Annotated in this window: 16 protein-coding genes; 3 read left to right on the top strand and 13 right to left on the bottom strand. The window is 42.1% G+C overall.

Annotated features, from left to right (window positions below; translation table 11 throughout):
- The 3 genes from ACT3S4_RS02785 to ffh form a co-directional block, all read right to left on the bottom strand.
- Positions 1-843 carry an undecaprenyl-diphosphate phosphatase gene (locus ACT3S4_RS02785; RefSeq protein WP_444760403.1) on the bottom strand — a complete coding sequence of 281 codons (843 nt, stop codon included), beginning with the start codon at positions 841-843 and terminating at the stop codon, positions 1-3.
- Positions 844-940: 97 nt separating this feature from the next.
- Entirely contained in the window at positions 941-1624 is a 684-nt protein-coding gene (gene tsaB / locus ACT3S4_RS02790) for a tRNA (adenosine(37)-N6)-threonylcarbamoyltransferase complex dimerization subunit type 1 TsaB (RefSeq protein ID WP_444760469.1), read from the bottom strand.
- A gap of 195 nt (positions 1625-1819) precedes the next feature.
- Positions 1820-3364, bottom strand: coding sequence for a signal recognition particle protein (gene ffh, locus ACT3S4_RS02795; protein WP_444760404.1), 1545 nt, complete (start codon positions 3362-3364; stop codon positions 1820-1822).
- A gap of 552 nt (positions 3365-3916) precedes the next feature.
- Here ffh and ACT3S4_RS02800 point away from each other — a divergent pair.
- The gene (locus ACT3S4_RS02800) at positions 3917-4708 is read left to right on the top strand and encodes a cytochrome C assembly family protein (RefSeq protein WP_314884478.1); all 792 of its coding nucleotides are present in this window, start codon (positions 3917-3919) and stop codon (positions 4706-4708) included.
- A gap of 123 nt (positions 4709-4831) precedes the next feature.
- Here ACT3S4_RS02800 and purU read toward each other — a convergent pair whose 3' ends face one another.
- A complete protein-coding gene (purU, locus tag ACT3S4_RS02805) occupies positions 4832-5773 on the bottom strand; it encodes a formyltetrahydrofolate deformylase (RefSeq protein WP_444760405.1) in 942 nt (313 codons plus the stop codon).
- A 215-nt stretch (positions 5774-5988) separates the two neighbouring features.
- A complete protein-coding gene (locus ACT3S4_RS02810; RefSeq protein WP_444760406.1) occupies positions 5989-11643 on the bottom strand; it encodes a beta strand repeat-containing protein in 5655 nt (1884 codons plus the stop codon).
- Between the two features lie 485 nt (positions 11644-12128).
- Here ACT3S4_RS02810 and rpmB point away from each other — a divergent pair, with 485 nt between their 5' ends.
- Positions 12129-12365 (top strand): 50S ribosomal protein L28, encoded by a 237-nt coding sequence (gene rpmB / locus ACT3S4_RS02815; RefSeq protein WP_010201401.1) that lies wholly within the window; start codon positions 12129-12131, stop codon positions 12363-12365.
- Between the two features lie 138 nt (positions 12366-12503).
- Positions 12504-12659: a 50S ribosomal protein L33 gene (rpmG, locus tag ACT3S4_RS02820; RefSeq protein WP_045444249.1), complete on the top strand. Its 156-nt coding sequence runs from the start codon at positions 12504-12506 to the stop codon at positions 12657-12659.
- A 165-nt stretch (positions 12660-12824) separates the two neighbouring features.
- On the opposite strand, the gene ACT3S4_RS02825 is transcribed toward rpmG, so the two are convergent.
- The 8 genes from ACT3S4_RS02825 to htpG form a co-directional block, all read right to left on the bottom strand.
- Positions 12825-13136 carry a hypothetical protein gene (locus ACT3S4_RS02825; protein ID WP_045444246.1) on the bottom strand — a complete coding sequence of 104 codons (312 nt, stop codon included), beginning with the start codon at positions 13134-13136 and terminating at the stop codon, positions 12825-12827.
- Between the two features lie 185 nt (positions 13137-13321).
- Positions 13322-13633 carry a hypothetical protein gene (locus ACT3S4_RS02830; RefSeq protein ID WP_045444243.1) on the bottom strand — a complete coding sequence of 104 codons (312 nt, stop codon included), beginning with the start codon at positions 13631-13633 and terminating at the stop codon, positions 13322-13324.
- 120 nt (positions 13634-13753) lie between these two features.
- Positions 13754-14131: a hypothetical protein gene (locus ACT3S4_RS02835; RefSeq protein WP_227676610.1), complete on the bottom strand. Its 378-nt coding sequence runs from the start codon at positions 14129-14131 to the stop codon at positions 13754-13756.
- Positions 14132-14251: 120 nt separating this feature from the next.
- A complete protein-coding gene (rpe, locus tag ACT3S4_RS02840) occupies positions 14252-14944 on the bottom strand; it encodes a ribulose-phosphate 3-epimerase (RefSeq protein ID WP_055124691.1) in 693 nt (230 codons plus the stop codon).
- A gap of 111 nt (positions 14945-15055) precedes the next feature.
- A complete protein-coding gene (locus tag ACT3S4_RS02845; RefSeq protein WP_444760470.1) occupies positions 15056-15337 on the bottom strand; it encodes a TIGR03643 family protein in 282 nt (93 codons plus the stop codon).
- A 318-nt stretch (positions 15338-15655) separates the two neighbouring features.
- Positions 15656-16546, bottom strand: a complete 891-nt coding sequence (gene fghA / locus ACT3S4_RS02850) for an S-formylglutathione hydrolase (RefSeq protein WP_201560666.1) — start codon at positions 16544-16546, stop codon at positions 15656-15658.
- A 228-nt stretch (positions 16547-16774) separates the two neighbouring features.
- Entirely contained in the window at positions 16775-18256 is a 1482-nt protein-coding gene (locus tag ACT3S4_RS02855; RefSeq protein ID WP_201560665.1) for a C13 family peptidase, read from the bottom strand.
- A 346-nt stretch (positions 18257-18602) separates the two neighbouring features.
- Positions 18603-20618 carry a molecular chaperone HtpG gene (gene htpG, locus ACT3S4_RS02860; RefSeq protein WP_444760407.1) on the bottom strand — a complete coding sequence of 672 codons (2016 nt, stop codon included), beginning with the start codon at positions 20616-20618 and terminating at the stop codon, positions 18603-18605.
- Between the last annotated feature and the right edge of the window lie 203 nt (positions 20619-20821).

Here is a 20821-nt window from a genome sequence, read left to right on the forward strand (position 1 = left end):
CTAGCCTGCCATTTGATAACCAAAACCCCAAGCCGCTATTAATACAATGATGCCAGTAATAATGCGTAACCATGCAAAGATTTTAAAATCACGACGACTGACCCATTCTACTAGCAAACGGATACAGAGTAAGGCGACGATAAATGACACCACCGTACCTATACCTAATACCAGCCAATCCTCGCTATTGGTCAATACATCATGATGCTTGAGCAAATCTAATAGTGCTGCACCGACGATGACCGGAATACCCAAAAAGAAGGAAAACTCAGCGGAAGCTTTACGCGAGACACCGAGCCATAATGCACCGATAATAGTGGCACCTGAACGTGATGTCCCCGGTATCAATGCCAGACATTGCAGCAGACCAATCATCAATGCTGTTTTTAGACTAACGTCTTCTGCTTCTTGCGCAATAATCGCTTTAGGGCGATTTTCGACATAGAATATCAGCAGACCACCGATAATCAGCATAATCGCTACCACAATAGGGTTAAACAAATACGCTTTGATTTCGTCAGCGAAGGTAAAACCAACGATCATCACTGGAATAGTCGCCACAATTAAGCTAAGTCCTAGCTGTCTTGGATTACTCATACCTTCTGCTTTACCGGTCAGTAAGCCCATCAGTGCTTGCCACAGTCTGCCCCAATAGTCATAAATGACCGCCAAAATAGCGCCAAGCTGCACGACTACCACAAACAAATCGACTTTTTCTTTGGTCCAAAAGCCCATCAAATCGGCTGATAAAATCAAGTAGCCAGTGCTAGAGATGGGTAAAAATTCAGTGATACCTTCAACGATACCCATGATGACAGCTTGAATTAATAAAATGATATCCACGATGGCTTTCCTAGATACGGACCGGTTGGTTAATAGCGTTTTTAGAGTATTGTTATATGTTATATAGCGCTGATAATGGCTGGCATTAATATGATGGTTACGCCTTACCTTGCTCTTTTAGCGTCTTCCACGCTTGATTGCGAAGATACTTTGGTAAAGCTTGTGAGGCTTCTGTACCACCTGTCGCCATGAACTGAGCAATACCAAGCTGCCCTATCACAGTAGCGTCAGGGTGAATATCTGCCTGAATTATCTGACCGTCACGTAATGCTAATAGCGATGCACCATTACCAGCGATAGGAATATTAAGCATCGTCTGGCTGTCATAATCGAGCAACTGCTCGGTATCTTCGCCATTTTCTTGATTAACCGCCTGCATCAGGTCATTTGTTGCAGCATATTGCCCAAAATAAACTTGCTGCATACGGGCGTCAAGGGCGCTATAAACGTCGGTCTGACCGTATTTCTGATACGCACATTGAGCAATCGCTTGTAGGCTTGAGACACCCACACAAGGAATGTCATGAGCAACAGACAATGCTTGCACGACTGCCGTATTAATGCGTATACCGCTAAATGCACCAGGGCCACGGTTGAATATCAATGCTTTTATATCAGCAAGATTGAGCTTAGCTTCGGACAATGCCGCATCAATCATCGGCAGGATTTGCTGCGTTTGCTGGCGTTTACCCGTCTCAGTATGACTCGATAGCACTTGACCACTGACATCTAAAATCGCGATCGAACACTGATCGAACACGGTATCCATTGCTAAAAACATCATAACCTCGGCTTATTCGCTTGGTATTATAAAACAGCGCCTATCATAGCATTTAGGATGGGCAAATTTTATTAATTTCAAAATTTTCATACTTAATCCATCGATATTCATTTAAGTATGACAGACATGAAAACCCCCAAAGCGACTGGCACCTTGGGGGTTTTATTAACAACTACTTATTTAATCAACAACTATTTAAAAACGTTTTTTGAAGCCCTTCGGCGCTTGGTTTTGCATCTCCGCCATTTGCTTTTGCATCTCTTCGGTACTTGGCATATTGTTTGGATCCAGACCCATCTGTTTGGCCATCTGCTGTGGGTTCACGTCTTTAGCGCCGCCTTGTTGACCGCCACCGAATAAAGGACCGCCGCCACCTGCTCCACTGCCGCCGCCCATCAATCCTTGCATCGATTTCATCATCTTACTGATGCCTTCAGGCTTGGAGATCATTTTCATCATTTTTGCCATTTGCTTGTGCTGCTTGAGCAAACGATTGACGTCTTGAATCTCGCGACCTGAACCTGCGGCAATACGGCGTTTACGGCTTGGGTTAATCTTATCAGGGTTTTTACGCTCAAAAGGCGTCATTGAATTAATCAGTGCTTCCATTTCACGCACTTTTTCTTCTGGCTTAGCATCTTCAACCGCTTTTTGCATGTCAGAGCCGCCCATACCTGGCATCTTATCCAAAAAGCCTGCCATACCGCCCATACTTTTCATTTGCTGGAACTGAGTCAATAGATCTTCAAGGTCGAACTCGCCGCCCTTTTGCATCTTTTTCGCCATTTTTTCGGCTTTATCACGATCGATTTTTTGTTCAACTTCTTCGACTAGGCTTAAGACGTCACCCATGCCAAGAATACGCTGGGCGATACGCTCTGGATGGAACAGCTCTAGCGCGTCTAGTTTTTCACCGCGACCTAAGAACTTAATCGGCTTACCAGTGATCGCGCGTACAGACAGTGCTGCACCGCCGCGAGCATCACCATCCGTTTTAGTCAGGATAACACCCGTTAATGGCAGCGCATCGTTAAAGGCTTTGGCAGTATTGGCCGCATCTTGACCGGTCATCGCATCGACGACGAATAAGGTTTCAGAAGGATTAACCGCAGCAGTTAATGCTTTGATCTCCTCCATCATCGCTTCATCAATAGCCAAGCGACCAGCGGTATCGATAATTAAAATATCTTGATACTGGATTTTCGCTTCTTCAATAGCGCGTCGAGCGATATCAATCGGGTTTTCGTCGCTAGTTGAATTGACGAATTTGGCATTCACCTGACCTGCCACTTGCTCAAGCTGGGCAATCGCTGCCGGACGGTAAACGTCAGCAGAGACTAGCATCACCTTTTTCTTATGACGCTCTTGTAAAAACTTCGCCAATTTACCGGCCGTGGTGGTTTTACCCGCCCCTTGCAAGCCAGCTAGTAGATAAACAACTGGCGGTTTACCCGTCATCTCAAGCTGCTGATTGGCACTGCCCATCATTTCGGTCAGCTCGTCATGGACAATTTTGACAAATGCTTGACCCGGTGCCAACTCTTTCAGCACTTCTGCACCAAGCGCTTGCTCTTTGACGCGCTTCACAAAATCACGGGTGACCGGTAGCGCCACATCCGCCTCTAACAATGCCATGCGCACTTCACGCAAGGTGTCTTTGATATTGTCTTCGGTCAGTTGCCCAGTCCCGACAATATTGCGCAGACTCGACGATAAGCGTTCTGTTAAGGTATCAAACATAAATAACTCTCAGTTAAAGTAATTCTTGGTGAAAACAATATTTACTTAAAATAATGCTTACTTAAAATAATGCTTACTTAAAATAATGCTTACTTAAAATAATGCTTACTTAAAATAATGCTTACTTAAAATAATGCTTACTTAAAATAATGCTTAGTGAAACTGGCTTCAGCTCAAATAGCGGATAAATATTCTTAGGGAATACTGTAAAGTATTTAATCGTATCTTCATAAAAACAATGATAAAAAACAGTATATTATCAACACTATAGCACCAAGACGACGCCAAAATTATAATGATTTTGCAAATACAGCATTACCAAAGCTTGGCGCGGCGCTTTATGACTTATAGACAATCGCTTTACAAGCTAGGCATATGAGCGCTTATTCAAGCAAACTTGGCCAAGCATTTATAAGGAATAAGCAAGTTGGTGCTCAATTGGCACCCATTTTATGATAAATTGGACGATTATTCTAATCATTCCGATAATACCACTTTAGCATTAAATTGAGCGGCTATTTTGCGCTCAGTATGAGATGAGGCATTATATCTGTGCACTTTGCATTCTTACTTGCTAGCCTAGCCTATATCTTAGTCAGCGCTTACCTTAGTTGGGCACTGACTCGGGATAAGCCTATCCATAAAGGCATCAGTTTGGGATTATTGATGGTCGGCATGCTCGCGCATGCGGCGCTACTTTATCCTTATGTTGTTACGCTTTACGGGCTAAACTTTAATCTTTTTAATATCATTAGTCTAATCAGCTTATTCTTTTTGTTCTTCTATTTTTTATTTTGTTTGTATCGCCCTATCGTCAGTCTGGGCATACTGGCAGCGCCAACAGCATTGCTAGGGTTGACAATTGGCTATATTGGCCGTGCGCCTTATCAACCCATTACAAATATCAGTATTGGGCTTGAAGCTCATATATTACTATCACTTGCCGCCTATTGTGTGCTGCTGATGGCAGCGGTGCAAGCGCTATTTTTACGCCTACAAATACGCGAACTCAAGCACCACTCTATTCATCGTTTTTGGGTGAATAAACTACCGTCACTACAAAGTATGGAGAGTCTATTATTCGATATGCTATTGGTCGGTTTTGTCCTACTAAGTATCGCATTGGGCATTGGCTTTATCTATGTAGAGGATTTGATGGCGCAGCATATTGTGCATAAGACCGTGTTTAGCCTTCTGTCTTGGTTATTGTTTGGGGCGCTACTGGTCGGTAATTGGCGTGCTGGATGGCGGGGCAAACGTGCCGCCAATATGACTATCTATGCTTTTATCCTATTAGCCATTGGCTTTGTAGGCAGCAAGTTTGTGTTAGAGATGCTGATATAAAATCAGCGCTGCAACAACAATAGGTCTAGAAAAAAGCCGTGAGTATTGATGAATAATACTCACGGCTTTTTTTAACCTTCTGTTAACCAGCACTTGTCAATTTGAAATCGCTCTAATTAAAGGCTAATTAAAAACCACGGTTTTATTACCCGCTACAATCACGCGGTTTTGTACATGCCAGTTCACGGCGCGTGCTAAGACATTGCGCTCGATATCACGACCAATAGCGCGCAGCTCGGCCACACCTTGACGGTGAGTGACTCGGTGTACATCTTGCTCAATGATAGGGCCTTGATCAAGCTCAGCGGTGACGTAATGCGCAGTCGCGCCAATGAGTTTCACACCTTTATCATAAGCCTGACGATAAGGGTCAGCTCCCACAAATGCAGGCAAAAATGAATGGTGAATATTGATGACTTGCATCGGCCAACGCTTGACAAAATCAGACGACAATATCTGCATATAACGCGCCAACACTAGCAAATCATTGCCTTCCATCAACGTATGAATTTGCTCTTCTGCCTCTGATTTATTGTCTTTGGTCACTGGCACATGATGGAAAGTAATACCGAAATTTTCTACCGCTTGACGCAAGTCTTCGTGATTACTAACAACAGAGGTAATCTCGCAATCAAGTAAACCTCGCTGATGCCGCCATAACAAATCCAACAATGCATGATCAAACTTTGATACTAAAATACCAACTTTCGTCTTAATCGCATTATCATGTAAACGCCAAGCCATGTTATGGCGCTTGGCTACCGTATGCGCAAAACTGGCTTCAAAATTCTCAATAATCTCGCTCAATCCTGCCAAAGCAAACTCTAAACGCATAAAATATTGACCACCCTCATGAGCAGTTGAATACTGATCGAGAGTGATAATATTAGCGCCATAGCGATGGATAAACTCAGATACCGCTTGCACGATACCAGCTTGGTCACGGCATTTAATCAATAGCGTGGCAGTATCGATTGTCGTCTTGTTAGACAGGTTATTAGATAGTTTATGAGATAGTTTATGAGATGAGTTTTTTACTGAAGTAATCGTTGCAGTGTCTGACATAGTGCGCCCAATCAAAAAATTAAACTTGCTACTGACTTTCAATACGGTCATTAGCATAGGAAACCGACTATTCTAATCGCTTTTACCTAACTTTGCTGATTGAGTTGGTTGTATTTCGTTATTGAGGTTATAAATATGAAAACCCCCAACGCAGGGTTAGGGGTTTTTGCTTGATAGTAGTATGTGATTGAGCAGACTACCTACTAAAGTGTGGTTTATTCGATTGTAATATTTCTAGAAAATCCTGAACCGTTACTGTTAACACCTATTGTAGAACCCAAATCAAATGCTTGATTGAAGTCTACAATAAAGCTGTTATAGCCTTGTGCTGTTGTCGTTGGAATTACGCCATTAATAGACACAGAGTAACTTGTTTGATAAGGAGATAATACTATTTTAGATGTATTTTTCTCGGCATTAATATTCACACTCAAACTGTTTACACACACCACACCAGCATCACCAAACGGACTGGTATCACCAATCCAAGGAGAGAATAAGTTTGGATCCTCTACTCTCAAGTCACTTGCCAAATATGGTAGAGAATAGTTAATACTTTGAGTATTTTCACTGCCATTCAAGAAAGTAGAAGCCTCAAAACGCACTTTTACCCAGCTTGAATAACGAATTGGATAGCGAATCTCAAAGTCTGCACGACCTTCTTCATCAGTCACGAATGAATAACCGTCATCAGATAGTGTGCCACCAATAATTGCTACGGGATTGATAGCATCAAGACTATTGTTGCTATTCACATCTTCATCACTATCTAAAGTATAGTTATATTCAGGACTGTCTTCACTAATAATCCAATCCGTCTTCTGCAGTACAGGAACTAATTCTGCAAAAGTTATAGGTTCAGGTGTATTCACATTACCATCGGCGTCTGTAGTATTGGCCGCTTGATAAGTCACATTGCTATCAAGCAAACAAACTTTACCTTGAGCATATTCAATAGCATAAGATTTGATCGATACTTCTTTATTTGGTACCGCGCGCCCTGAGCCATCCATAACAGATATTGAACCGCGAACCGTGTAATAAATATTATCAGTAGATAAGACATTACTAAACGCTAAGGTTGTATAAACCGCTTCTTTCGATACCGTAATATTAGTTGTTTTGGTGCCAATGCTGGCATTGTCGTTTAATAAGCGAGCATTAATAATCACGCCACCGATAGGTGAGCTGGCATTGGCTTGATATACCACACGCGCCTCGCCTTTGCTGTTTGTAACTGCGGTAGCAGCAGATAAGCGGCCAGCTGATGAATCTGCAGCACGACTGAATACAACCGTTTGCCCTTCTACTGGCACATCATTTTTGTCTTTAACCGTAGCAACAACTTCTGTGCTACTGCCGGGTGTGATGACTGATTTCACTGCTTGAAACAGCATCTTCGCAGGTGTAGTGGCTCTAAAACGGGTATCAACTGTGGTTTGATACTTAAGCGCACCGTTAGTCATTTCACCCAGCACAGTTGCCTGTAATACCGTTGTACCGGCAAGCGTAGACGTTAGTACCACAGGGACAGTAATAATATTGCCTTGAATATTTCCTGCAGTGATTGCTTGAGTAACAATCACGTTATTGTTAGCAAATGTACCAATCGTTGTTTGTACCTCTACAATCTTACCAATAAGCGCAGTCGCTTGGGCTGGAGAGTCAGTACGGATTTGTACATTAATATTTTGTGCCGCATTGACATCATAGACATCTTCAATATTAATGAAACTAATACCTGCTTGTGATACTTTAACCAAATCAAGACTGCTAGTACTACGCTGTGCAACTAGTGCACGCTCACCAGTGGCTCTGGCAAAAATACGTAAGTTACCGTTATTATCAAAATTCAAATCAGCTTCGTTGATATTAAATACTGCTTTACCATCTACATTACTAGTAGCAGTCGCACTAGAATGGATAATATCACCGTTCGCGTCGACTAACTCCATATCAGCATTGGCAATAGCACGTCCCGCACCATCTACTAATGTGGTCGTGATAGTAGTAGATGCGCCATCTTTTAGATTAGCGTCTGTAGCTGTAATAGTAATTTCTGTACCGATAGCTGATAGGCTTAATGATTTCTCTTCACGTACTTGCATGCTGACTTTGCCATCTGCATCATATTGTGGCGTGACGATTTTGGCATTGATTACTACGCTATGATTTAGACGTGAATTGATAGAATTGGCTGCTAAGATGACGCCAATATCGATCTGACCATTAGCATCAGTAGTTACCATGCTTGGTGTAGTTAAAGCCGCTCCACTTGCTTCTAAAGCTTCGATATTCAGCTGTACAGGCACCCCTGCTAAGATACCACCTTTACTGTCGGTCACACGGAAAGTGGCATTAGTTTGATCGCCACCAGTGTTTAAAGTAGGTTTATCCGAAGATGCTATTAGCTGATAACTATCAATCGTAGCCGTATCGACTGCAACGATGTAGTTTTGCTCCAATTTGACATTTTCAGCAGTCGTTGTGGTCGCCGTTAAACGAATGCCATCTGCTAAAATTGCTTGATTAACATTAGCACCACTTTCAAGTGTCAGGTTGAATGTCGCCACACCATCACTGTTAGTATTCGCAGTCCCATTAGAGACACTAACGCCTGTTCTTAAAGGATCATCAACATTTAAACTTACTTCACGATTGGCAACAGCGCCATCTTCATTCTCTAAACGAACAAATACTTTAAAAGTATCACCTTTGGTATTAACGACTTTATTTGCACCAATAGTAAGACTTTCAGTCGTACTAGTTGGTACAGTAGTACGGACAGTACTCGTCTGCGTCACAATATTTCCACTACTATCAGCTGCTGATAATGCCACCACAAAACCTTCATCTAACTCAATCTTTTGTGCATCAGTTAAGTTATTTGATACGGCGATAGTAAATACAGCTTTACCTGAGTTATCAGTGGTTTGACTACCAGATATTAAGGTAACTCCTTTGCTAGCGATAGAAGCTGGTAATGAAAGGAAAATGTTTTGTCCAGTGATAATATTACCTTTACTGTCTTTTGCTACTACTTCAATCTGTGTTTGACCACCATTTAGGTTTAAAGCATCTACTGGGTTAGCTAATAGAGAAATGGCCGATGTCATCGACTGGACTTTGATTTTAACTTGCTGTTGTTTTCCAGTCAGTGTTTCTGTCAAAGTAGCTGTTAATACTTGCTTTCCAAGCGTCTCTTTTTGCGCATCTGTCAAGTTGGCTGGTACCACCACATTAAAACTAACAAGGCCAGTAGCAGTTGTACTTGCAGTAATAGTTGATGATCCAATTTGACCATTCACGGTCAACAAACTGGCCAGTTGTTTATTAGAAAAGGTCAATTTAACAGGCTGACTTGCAATTTGCTCACCAGAAGACTGGTCATTCAACTGGGCTTGTATGCTAGAATTACTACCAACGTTATTGAGGATATAGCCTGCTTGGCTGTTAATATTATTGGTAGCATTCAGAATATTTAGAGTGACCACTGGAGTGATAATGGTGACTTTTGTGGCTGCAGAGTTATAGACAATACCGTTTTCAACATAAGACAATTGATAATTAATACCAGTATTTTTAAGGTCGGTACGTTCAGCGGCTGTTAGATCACTTGGTATATTAACCGCAAATAAGGCATCACCATTGAAGTCAGTCATCGCCGACTGTGTGACAGTGACTCCATAACTAAGTGCCTTGGCCCCCAATTGAATAGTAATTTCTTTATCTGAAACCGGCTTAACGTTGCTACCTTTAGTCGTCAGCTTAACACTGATATTACCGTTACCACCTAGCTCACTGATAGATGGTGTCGCAATAGATGCAAACTGAATACTGGTTGCTGGCTGCGCAACTTTGATATTTCCTGGCAACCTAGACTGAGTGCCATCCTCGTCCGTTATTACCGCTGTATAACCAATTCCCGACTTTATCAAATTTTCACGTTGCGTTGGCGTTAAGCTTTTGCTGATGCCAATACTAAATTCTGCTATTCCACTACTATCAGTAATAAGCTCATTACCGATAATAGTAATTCCAGTACTTGTACTTTGATCTAACACTACTTTGACTGTACGACCCACTGCTGCACTACCGTTCTTACGTTTACCAGAAACTTGCAGTTTGAACTGTTCTGCTAGCGCGCTAACCGTCGTAGGTAAGCTTTGTGCTGATAATTGGATATCGCTCTGACCTATGTCTGAGCCAATACGAATCTTTTCGCTACTGACAGAGCTCGGTACTCCTGAAGATTCTATGATGCTTGCTGTTAAAGCAAATGCTGTCGCTTTTTCTAACTGTAGTTTCTGATCTTCTGTCAAGTTGTTAGGCACTCTTACTGTGTAGCTAACTTCACCTTTACTATCTGTTATTTGCTCAGAGTTATTCTGTAGCGTTAATAGACCAGCATTAGCTAAGTCCTTGGGCAAGCTTGCTGTAACTTTCTGACCTGCAATGATACCGCCGCGACTATTATTAACACGGAAACTAATAACAGCACTACCACCTGAGCTTGATAGTTCTTTCTTGTTGCTTTCATTAAAGTTAATTTTATATTCTGCAGTAGGTAGATAAACTATGCTAGAAGCTGTTTTTGAGGTTGATGAACGATTAGGCTCAGTTAAGACAACCGTATAGCTAATACCGTCTTTGATAAGAGTTTTGCGGTCAGCCTCACTCACAGTCGCATCAACGTTCAAGGTCACATTGGCTTGCCCTTGAGCATTAAAAGTCACTTTGTTAGAGCTTAGGCTCACGCCAGTCAATTCATCATTAAGTTTAATGGTAGCTGTCGACCCACTGATAGCTGTCGGTACTTTAGAATTTTTAGCAGTAGCAGTAATAGCAATAGTTTGACTGTCGCCATAAGCACTAAGACGACTAGAGCTACCAGTCACTGTTAAAGCATAATCAGAGACAGGAAGCGCTGCTTTGAATTCACCTTTAGTTTCTTTAGTAGCGCCACTTTCTTCTGCAATATTGATAGCATAAGCGATCGCTTTACCTACTAGCGCTGTACGGTCAGCGACTGATAATTTATCATCAACTTGAATTGTAAATGTCGCTAGACCGTTATCATCAGTAACTTTGGTACTACCGCCAACGATAGCAATTCCTTTGACGTTGGCAATACCTAAGCCAACCGCTACATCTTTGACGCGAGCACCTTTACTATTTTTGGCAATAACACTAAGGGTTGCCGTATCACCATATACGTTTAAAACGTTATTGGAGACCGAGCTCGTAGTTAACGAAGTACTGATATCAAGCTCACTTTCGATAACTTGGGTACCGTCACCACTACCTTTTTTGCTGACTGAAACTTTTAGCTCTTGCGGTGCAACCGCAGTGCCATCTGCTTTCTTAGCAGTCGCTACTAACGTAAAACCATTTTTTATCAGGTCATCTTTATCAGCAACTGCTTGCGGATTGAGCTTTAATGCATATACTGCATTGCCATCATTGTCCGTGGTTTGGGTGCTTTGACCTTCGATAGTGATACCGTTATTTTCAGAATCCACTACTTTTAGAGTCACGGCTTTACCAACCATCGCTCCACCAGATACTTTTTCAACAGCTTTAACCGTAACGCTAAAGGCTGCTTGCTCATCAGACAACTCAATAATAGTAGGCGCTGTGCTCAGTTTTTGGATAAAGAAGTCTGGCTCGACGTCTGGCACTTGTTCGCCACCACCAGTATTACCATTACCACCAGTACCAGGTTGCGTGATACCCAAATCAGGCGCCGGTGCAACAGAATCTACGGTATCACCGTCACCGCCGCCACCGCAGCCTGCCAATGCTAAAGCACAAGTCAAAGAAGTGAGCTGAAACAGTTTAGAGGTAAAAGGCAATGAGCTATATGACATTTTTTGGACTCCGCGTCAGCAGTAATTTATTCGAACAAATAAGCGAAAATCATTACACAGAATCATAATAGATTGGTAATGATACATAGATTTACATTAATACCCGTTGTATTAACAGATTGTATTAAATATATAACAGCAACTTTACTGACTTTTGTTATAACTTACAACTAAAAATTAATCTTTACTATTAAATAATCAACAACATAGACAGCGAATTTCAGGGTATAATAGCCATCCTTTAGATCGACAATAATCATAAAAATATTTGAGTATTCATCGCTTTTATGGTATAAATGTCGGCTTTAAAATTTTCTGAATTGGTACGCTTGTTATTTGCCTTTAGATAACAGCAATATCAACTCAACATTCATATAGTTTTGTTTGGTGCAAAGCTGCCGCTTGCTGTGTCCATGCCGCAAAAACGTGCAACTTGCCCAGACTGGTATGAGAAAAACTCATACCTCATAGATTAGGAGTTCGCCATGTCTCGAGTTTGCCAAGTGACTGGAAAGCGCCCTATGGTGGGTAATAATGTTTCGCACGCAAACAACAAAACCCGTCGTCGCTTTCTACCAAACCTTCATAACCATCGTTTTTGGGTAGAGTCTGAAAATCGTTTTGTACGTCTACGTGTGTCTACCAAAGGTATGCGCACTATTGACAAACTTGGTATCGATAAAGTGTTAGCAGATATGCGCGCACAAGGTCAAAAAGTATAAGTAACGACTGGCAGCTTAATGTCTCGATAATTTTCGTCATTTAAGCTGCTTTTCTACTACATCATTATATTTGTAGTTACTTAATATTTTAGATCCGTACCTATCGTTTGAAGACCCCTCATTTACAGGAAAGCTATCATGAGAGATAAAATTAAATTAGTATCAACAGCTGGTACTGGGTATTACTACACCACTACTAAAAACAAACGCACTATGCCTGGCAAAATGGAAATGAAGAAATTCGATCCAAAAATTCGTCAGCACGTGATGTTTAAAGAAGCTAAAATCAAATAACTGCTATAATTTATAGAATATATTTTCATAAATACTTCCTATAAATAAGTTATTTGAAAAAAAAGGGTATATCAATTGATATACCCTTTTTTATGCTTGCTACTTTTTATGATAACTATTTTAATTGACTACTACTAGCCAGCTTAACAGCAACCCAGCTCATCACTAACTATAGTGCGTCGGCTCTTTGTCATAAACATGCGCATGCCATTGGCTCATCTGCTTTTGCATAATGACCTGAATCGCCGCATGAATCATATGCTGACCTATCGCTTGGGTATCACTACCGAGCAGCTCTTTAAGCTTTTCAGAAAAATCAATGGTCATCAGCGGCGCTTCGTCTTGTTCCGCGTCACGTAACAATAAGCGACCATCTTCTGCCTCTACCAACTCAAGGGTAGTCTCTTTGGCAAATCCTGCAAATTGATCCGTACTTTCGTTATCTACTTCTATATCATTATCGATATCGTATGGCATGAATTGGTTCCTCATTGTCCCGTCTAATACTTGCAAGAAAAATCGCGCGTCGCAACATTATTGTTTTACAGTAATACGGGTAAAACTATCTTAGTCATACAATGGACGCTTTGGTCTTGAAATTCAAGGCTTGTCACATAAGTCTTCTACATAAAGGCTCTTTGGGTGTGCTATCACTGATAGTATTAGCGCCAGTAGCGTAATTTTGCCACAGTAAATAAGAAGGCAACAAACATACCGAGATAATACATGAGCTTTAACTCTAATGTCGGATCTCGATATTTAAATGGTAAGGCTACAGTGGCGGTGGCGGTCGGAAATATCAACAGCATCAACAGCCAGTTTTCGATGACATTGAGCCAGCCTTGTAAATCAGTACCGTTACGTAATGATGCCAGCCCTAGCAGCAAACAGGCGATAATTAAGCTGGTGAATAAGCCATTGGGTAGGTCTTTTGGATAGATGATATTGGCAATCTTGGTCGGTATGATTCTCATGTAAAATTCCAGTCACGCTTGTAGCGCGTGACTTAATAATTAAAAATTGTGTAAAAACAGCCTATCATAAATATTGCAGTGCACTATTTACCAAACAGCTTTATCTCTGCTCATAAGACTCTAACTGTAAGTACCCATCAACCAAAGCATCGATATACAAGAGGTTAAATAGCCCAAGCTAATAGCATTCCAGCTCTCTATATGCATGCCTTTAACTTTGTTAAGTATCTTCGAACCTAGCCAAAAAAACAGGGGAATGCCCAGCATAAATGCAGGCACAATGACCGCAGCATGACGTAATACTTCACCAGTATCATCACCCACCATTAGCCGAAAGCCATAACCTGCCAGACTTAGAACCAAGGCAAATACAGCCAAGCCAATAGTAATACCCTTTGGCACCAAGCTGCGTTGCTGTGTCTCATTCTGAATTGGCTGCTCAGTGCTTTGCTCTGACTCAGGTGATTCTGACGAATTGATTGAGTTTTTTGTGTCCATATTTCACCTTTACGTAACTTGCCGTTATGCATCGTTATCCGTTATACAGCACATTTTGCTACTATTCTTTTATGACGAAAATGACTGACGAACGTATTTACCAATCACATAAGACCGTGGTTATTCATTACCATTAGCCAAAGCCAGCTCAGCACGCATAGCATCAATAGCCACTTTATAGTCATCTTGGTTAAAGATCGCCGACCCTGCCACAAACATATCAGCACCCGCTTCGGCAATGGCTCGGATATTACTGGCTTTGATACCGCCATCTACTTCTAATCTGATATCACGACCACTGGTGATGATGCGCTGACGAACTTGGCGCACTTTTTCTAACGTCCCTTCAATAAATGACTGACCGCCAAAACCTGGGTTGACGCTCATCAATAAAATTTGATCTACCTTGTCCATCACATAGTCTAAATAATGTAATGGCGTTGCGGGATTCAATACTAAACCACATTCAGCACCGCCATCTTTGATCAGCTGTAAAGAGCGATCAATATGCCCACTGGCTTCTGGATGAAAAGTGATAACACTCGCACCTGCTTCCAAAAACTGCTCAATCATGCCGTCAACTGGTGAGACCATCAAATGTACATCGATTGGTGCATCAATCCCATAATCACGCAGCGCCTTACAAATCATACTACCAAAAGTGAGATTGGGTACATAATGGTTGTCCATTACATCAAAATGAATCACATCAGCGCCTGATTCCAACACCCTTTCAACCTCTTCACCTAAACGTGCAAAATCAGCTGAGAGTATTGATGGGGCGATAAGGTAAGGTTTAGAAGGAATAATCATAGTTGAGCTACCTGATTCTGTTGAAATAAAATACGAATAAAATAAAAAGAAACTAAGGACTGACTTTAAAAAACTGAGTCTTTAAAGCAATAATGTTAAGAACTAAAACCACTAGCGCTGCTTATACTGGGTTTTGCAATAAGCACGACCGACCTCGAAGCCTCGCTTAGCTTGATGTTTGGTCGCGCGATTACTGACACGCTGACGCCATAAGCGAAAAGATGACGGCTTTAGCGTTTGGCGCATCAGCTTAATCACGCCTGCTTCATTGAGACCATAGCTATGCTCTATCGCCCCAAATGGTGTTCTGTCCTCCCACGCCATTTCTATTACTCGTGAGATTTGCGCGTCATCTAGCACTTTATCACCCGACTCATTGACTACAGTTGCGATAAGCTCATCTGAACGTGTCTGTCTGTCATTTGATTCAGTACTAATATCAGCATGCTGATTATTTTTTAGAGCCGCGGTCATATCGGCTTGCATGGTCGCAAGCGATGACTGAACGGTTTGCTGCTTACAAGCCAAACCATCGACTACTAATGCTGTCAGATTACTTACCATAAAACCTTACCTTTAAAGATGCTTAACAGATACTTAGCCAACTTCTATTTTACATTAATCTATTTTATATCAATAAGTACGCTTGACTAAATAATCAGCGTAACTGTCTGTAAATTTATCGATCAGAGCATCATTCTAATACTGGACTTAGCTCATTTGCGCCATACGCCAGTGATGTTCAATATGATCGTTAATCACCGTTTGGATAAAATAGTAGCTATGATCGTGACCCGCCTGATAACGCAAGGTTAAGGGCTGATTGGCTTTGTCACAAGCGCGTTGTAATTTGGTGGTTTGCAGTTGACCTTCTGCCAAAAAATTATCAGCCGCGCCTTGATCCACCAAGATACTTGCATACTGCTGCCCCGATTTTTCAATCATCTGCGCAGCATCTGCCTGCGCCCATCGTGATTTATCATCGCCGAAGTATTCTGTATAAGCGGCTTGCCCCCATGCCGACTCACTGGCCGCGCACACAGGCGATAAAGCTGAGACACTCACAAACTTGCCTGGAAACTTAAAGCCCAATAGTAATGCTCCGTGACCGCCCATCGAATGCCCTGTCACGCCGATACTGTCAATAGGAAATTCTGAGCGTAACAAGTCATATAACTCATCAACGATATAGCTTTGCATATTAAAATGCTCTGACCAAGGTGCTTGCGTCGCATCGACATAATAGCTGGCACCCTGACCGACAAAATAGCGGTCGTCGTTTGGCACATCGCTGTCATCACTACTTCGAGGTGATGTATCAGGGGCGATAAATATCATGCCAAGCTCACTGCATTTTTGCTGAAAATGCGCTTTGTGGGTGACATTATCAGCATTGCAAGTGAGACCTGATAAATATAGAATCGCAGGACAACGGCGACCAGCAAGCGCTTCATCTGGCAGATAAATGCTAAAGGTCATCGGCGTTTTGGTCGATAATGATTGATGGCTATAGTAATGCTGCTCACCATCGAAACAGCGGTTGACGCTGATCTGCGTGATTTTTGAGTTAGTAGATAGACTGTGTTTATAAGAGTTGTTCATAAGCGACATCCTTTTTATCCAAAGTAAAGTACACGATGACTTATAAAAAGCATTGGTAAAGTAATACTAGTACTTCTCCAAACTCACTTAGTACTCAATCATTATACCATTCACAAGAATTAAAGTAGTAAGGAAAGCGAGTGTCAGTATTACAGATTCTAGACTGAACGAGCTTAATACGGCTCATCGTGATTTTTGGGTTGCGGGTTTGGGGTTTACTGTTAGTTGTTAATTGGCAGTGATCGCAGTATTAGCCACTGGCTGACCAGAAGCACTATCCTCTACGATATTAATGGCGATAGAATCACTGTCATTAATAATGCTGGCAACTGGTGGTCGGGTTTTATCAAACAATACTTGTTCGAACGCTGGCAAAGCAGTCTCCATCAGACTACCAATCACCATCTGCGGCTCTGATGGTTCAAAACCCATCGCACTTTCACGCTCATTCACACGCAAACGGGCAGCTTTAAAGGCAGATTCAAAACTGGTATTGCTACGCAGGCTTTCAGCAAAAAACGCTTGCCCAAAATAGGTCATCTCAGCAGTATTGGTACAGCCAAACGATGCCTTATCCACCGCTGATGCGGTAATCACCACCGTGGTTGGAGAGGCCAATTCATCGATAAATGAGCCTGAATAGCAAGCAGATACCACAATCACCCGCCAGCGAATACCTGAAGCGTCTAGCGCCTCCCGTAACCATGCGGCGTCTAGATTCTCCATTGCTAATGGTGGATTTGCTAATTGAATGATATTTTCGTTGCCGTGTGAAGACAAGGTTAGGAATAACACATCCTCATCGGCATTCATCTGCTGACCAATTTTCTTTAATCCACGCAGAATACTGGTTTTGGTAGCGATTGGCTCATCAAGCCAACTATAAGTATTGTTGATCAACGAGAGTGAATGTCCACTAGTGCCAAAACGCACATCGAACAGCTCACGCACTTTATTAATCTCAGAGCGAAAAACGTCTTGACCAGAGAATCCTGCCACACCCATAAAATACCAGTCGGTCTTGCCTGAAGTGCTGGGATCGATACTGTTTAATGCTTGCTGTAACAAACGAGGCTGCTCGTATAATGCCGCTTCTGCTAAAACAGGCTCTACAGGAATCTGCTTAAATATAGGCTGGTCCGCGACATTACGCTGCCAAATCGTCAACAGTGCGACTGCACCTACCAATACAATGACCCGCTCCCACCACGGTATACGTAGACGACGAGAAAAAATCCATAATAACGCGAGCGTCTGCCATAAAAACAGCACCAAAAACAGTATGGGTAAAAGTGAATAGCTCCAATCTGGCAACCAACCATAACTGCCTAAAAACTGCACCAAACTTTGTAATAGTGCAGATAAGGTATCAGCCACTAACCACAATACCACGGGCACAAACACCAACGTTTGATTGCCAGAACGCCGTGCCAAAATGATGCCGCCCAATAAAATTATCATCGGCCAAATCAAGTAGCTGACCAACCCTTGCTCATTAAAGATACTGCCATTTTCCGCGGCTAACCAAGAAAACAGTACATTACTACCGAGTGCCAATAGTGCAAATACGGCAAACTGGATAAAGGTAGGTTTTACCCAAGAAAACGCGCGCGTCGACCCTACTAGCATCCACAAGGTTGCAATAATATTGGCAGCGAAATTGAGCGAAAAACGCTGAAGCGATACGGTTTTTAACGACGCAAGTGACAAAGACTTAGACCTCTAGCCAGTCGAGAAAAGAAAGTGAGTTGATGATGATTTTTGGTGTGGCAGCTACCTACGAAATGTCATTAATTCACATTTTTTATATAGCATATGGACATCAAGATTACATGCAATTCACAATGAGATGATTTTAAGAGACGAATAGCAAAGACTAAAAATATGACTAAACAGTTTAGCTCGCTAATATAACGCGATTGTAACGGATTGTCGGTCAAGAGGATAAGGCTGATTTGTAAAATGCGCTTAAATTTGGCTAAGAACATATAAAAAAGGAGGTCTTGAATCCAAGACCTCCTTTTTTCTCAATCATGACTGTATCAAAGACTCACTACTATCTCATCAAAAGCTCATTCACACGTCTTAAATAAGCGGCTGGATCATCTAATTGACCGCCATCTGCTAGTAAGGCTTGGTCAAAAATTACTTGCGCCAATTTATCAAAATCGACGTCAGATTGCTCGCTACTTTCAAGCTTTTTAATCAATGGATGATCAGGGTTGACCTCTAATGTCGGCTTGCTTTCTGGCACATCTTGACCCATTTGTTTAAGCATCTGAATCATTTGTGGTGATAGCTCACCTTCACCAACGACCAAGCAGGCAGGACTATCAACCAAACGCGTCGATACTTTAACGTCTTTGGCACGTTCGCCTAACGCTGCTTTAAGTTTATCGACAACAGGCTTCATGGTTTCTTGCGCTTTTTCAGCTTCCGCTTTTTCGGCTTCGTCTTGCAAGTCGCCCAAATCAACGGCACCTTTCGCGATGTTTTGTAGCGGTGTCTCATCAAATGAGGTCAAGAAGTTCATTGCCCATTCATCGACACGGCTGGTCATCAAAATAACTTCGATACCTTTCTTTTTAAACAGCTCAAGTTGTGGGCTATTTTTAGCAGCTGCTAGATTGTCAGCCGTTAGATAATAGATGGCTTTTTGACCCTCCTTCATACGCGCTTTATAGTCTTCAAAGCTGGTCGTCACACTATCCTGAGTACTGGTCGCATAACGTAGCAATTTGGCAATACGTTCTTGATTGCCCATGTCTTCGCCAACGCCTTCTTTGATAACATCACCAAATTCAGCGTAGAACTGCGCGAATTTTTCTTGCTTATCACTGTCTTCACTGTTGGCTAGACTGGCCAGCAACGTCAAAATACGACGGGCGTTACCATCGCGGATAGACTTCACATCACGCGACTCTTGTAATAGCTCGCGGCTGACGTTCAATGGCAAGTCTGCTGAATCAATCACCCCTTTTACGAAACGCAGGTACATTGGCAATAATTGCTCAGCTTCATCCATAATAAAGACGCGCTTCACGTATAGCTTTAGTCCATGCTGCTGGTCACGAGTATATAAATCGACAGGGGCTTTTTTCGGAATATATAGCAGCTGAGTATACTGAACACGACCTTCGACACGGTTATGCGTCCATGCTAGTGGCGCATCCATGTCATAGGTGATGTTTTTATAAAAATCGATATACTCTTCATCTTCAATCTCAGATGCCGTACGTGTCCATAGCGCGCTGGCTTTATTGATAGTTTCCCATTCATCGGTCAATACCATCTCGCCGCTGGTTGGAGCGCTGTTTTCTTCAGAATCGTCGCCCTCTTCTTTGACATCTTCTTGCCAAACTTCTTTACGCATCTGAATCGGCAAGCTGATATGGTCTGAGTATTTATTAACCAACTGCTTAATTTTGCCACGGTCTAAATAGCTGTCTTCACCCTCACTATATTGCTCTTTTAAATGCAAAGTAATGGCGGTGCCACGAGTTTCTTTCGTGATAGGCTCAACAGTAAAGCTACCCGTACCATCAGATACCCAGCGCACGCCCTTATCCGCAGGCTCGCCCGCTTTACGTGATTCGACGCTAATCGTATCGGCAACGATAAAACCTGAATAGAAGCCAACCCCAAACTGTCCGATTAATTGACCATCTTGCTTTTGTGATTCAGATAGCTTGTCTAGGAAAGCCTTAGTACCTGATTTAGCAATTGTACCCAAGTTTTCGATGGCATCGACTTCATTCATGCCAATACCATTATCGGTAAAGGTGATGGTTTTGGCATCTTCATCGACAGCAATGCGAATTTTTAGCTCACCATCGTCTTCATAAAGACTGTCATCATTGGTCGCTTCAAAGCGCAATTTATCACAAGCATCAGAGGCGTTTGAAACCAGCTCACGCACAAAGATATCAGAATTAGAATAAAGCGAATGGGTGACTAGATGTAGCAGTTGCGCTACTTCCGCCTCAAAGGTATGTTTTTTTAATTCAGGGCTGCTTTTATTAACATTGATGCTATCAACTTTTTGGTTATCAACTGGGGTCTGTTCACTCATAAAAAACTCCTTTAATTTATGTCAAAAACGTATCATAAAATAGCAAGCATTCAACTGTCTCTACTCAGCTACAAATTAAGCAGTTCAATTTCGAATATCGCTAAGCTGTTTATACTAATAGGGGCGCAGCAGAAAATTTCAAGCTAAAAAGCACAATTCAACAAAAACACCGCCCTAGTTTCCTAAGGCGGTGTCGTTATATC

This window comes from Psychrobacter sp. AOP30-A2-5 (genome assembly GCF_052378115.1).
In the GTDB taxonomy this organism is placed as follows: Bacteria; Pseudomonadota; Gammaproteobacteria; order Pseudomonadales; family Moraxellaceae; genus Psychrobacter.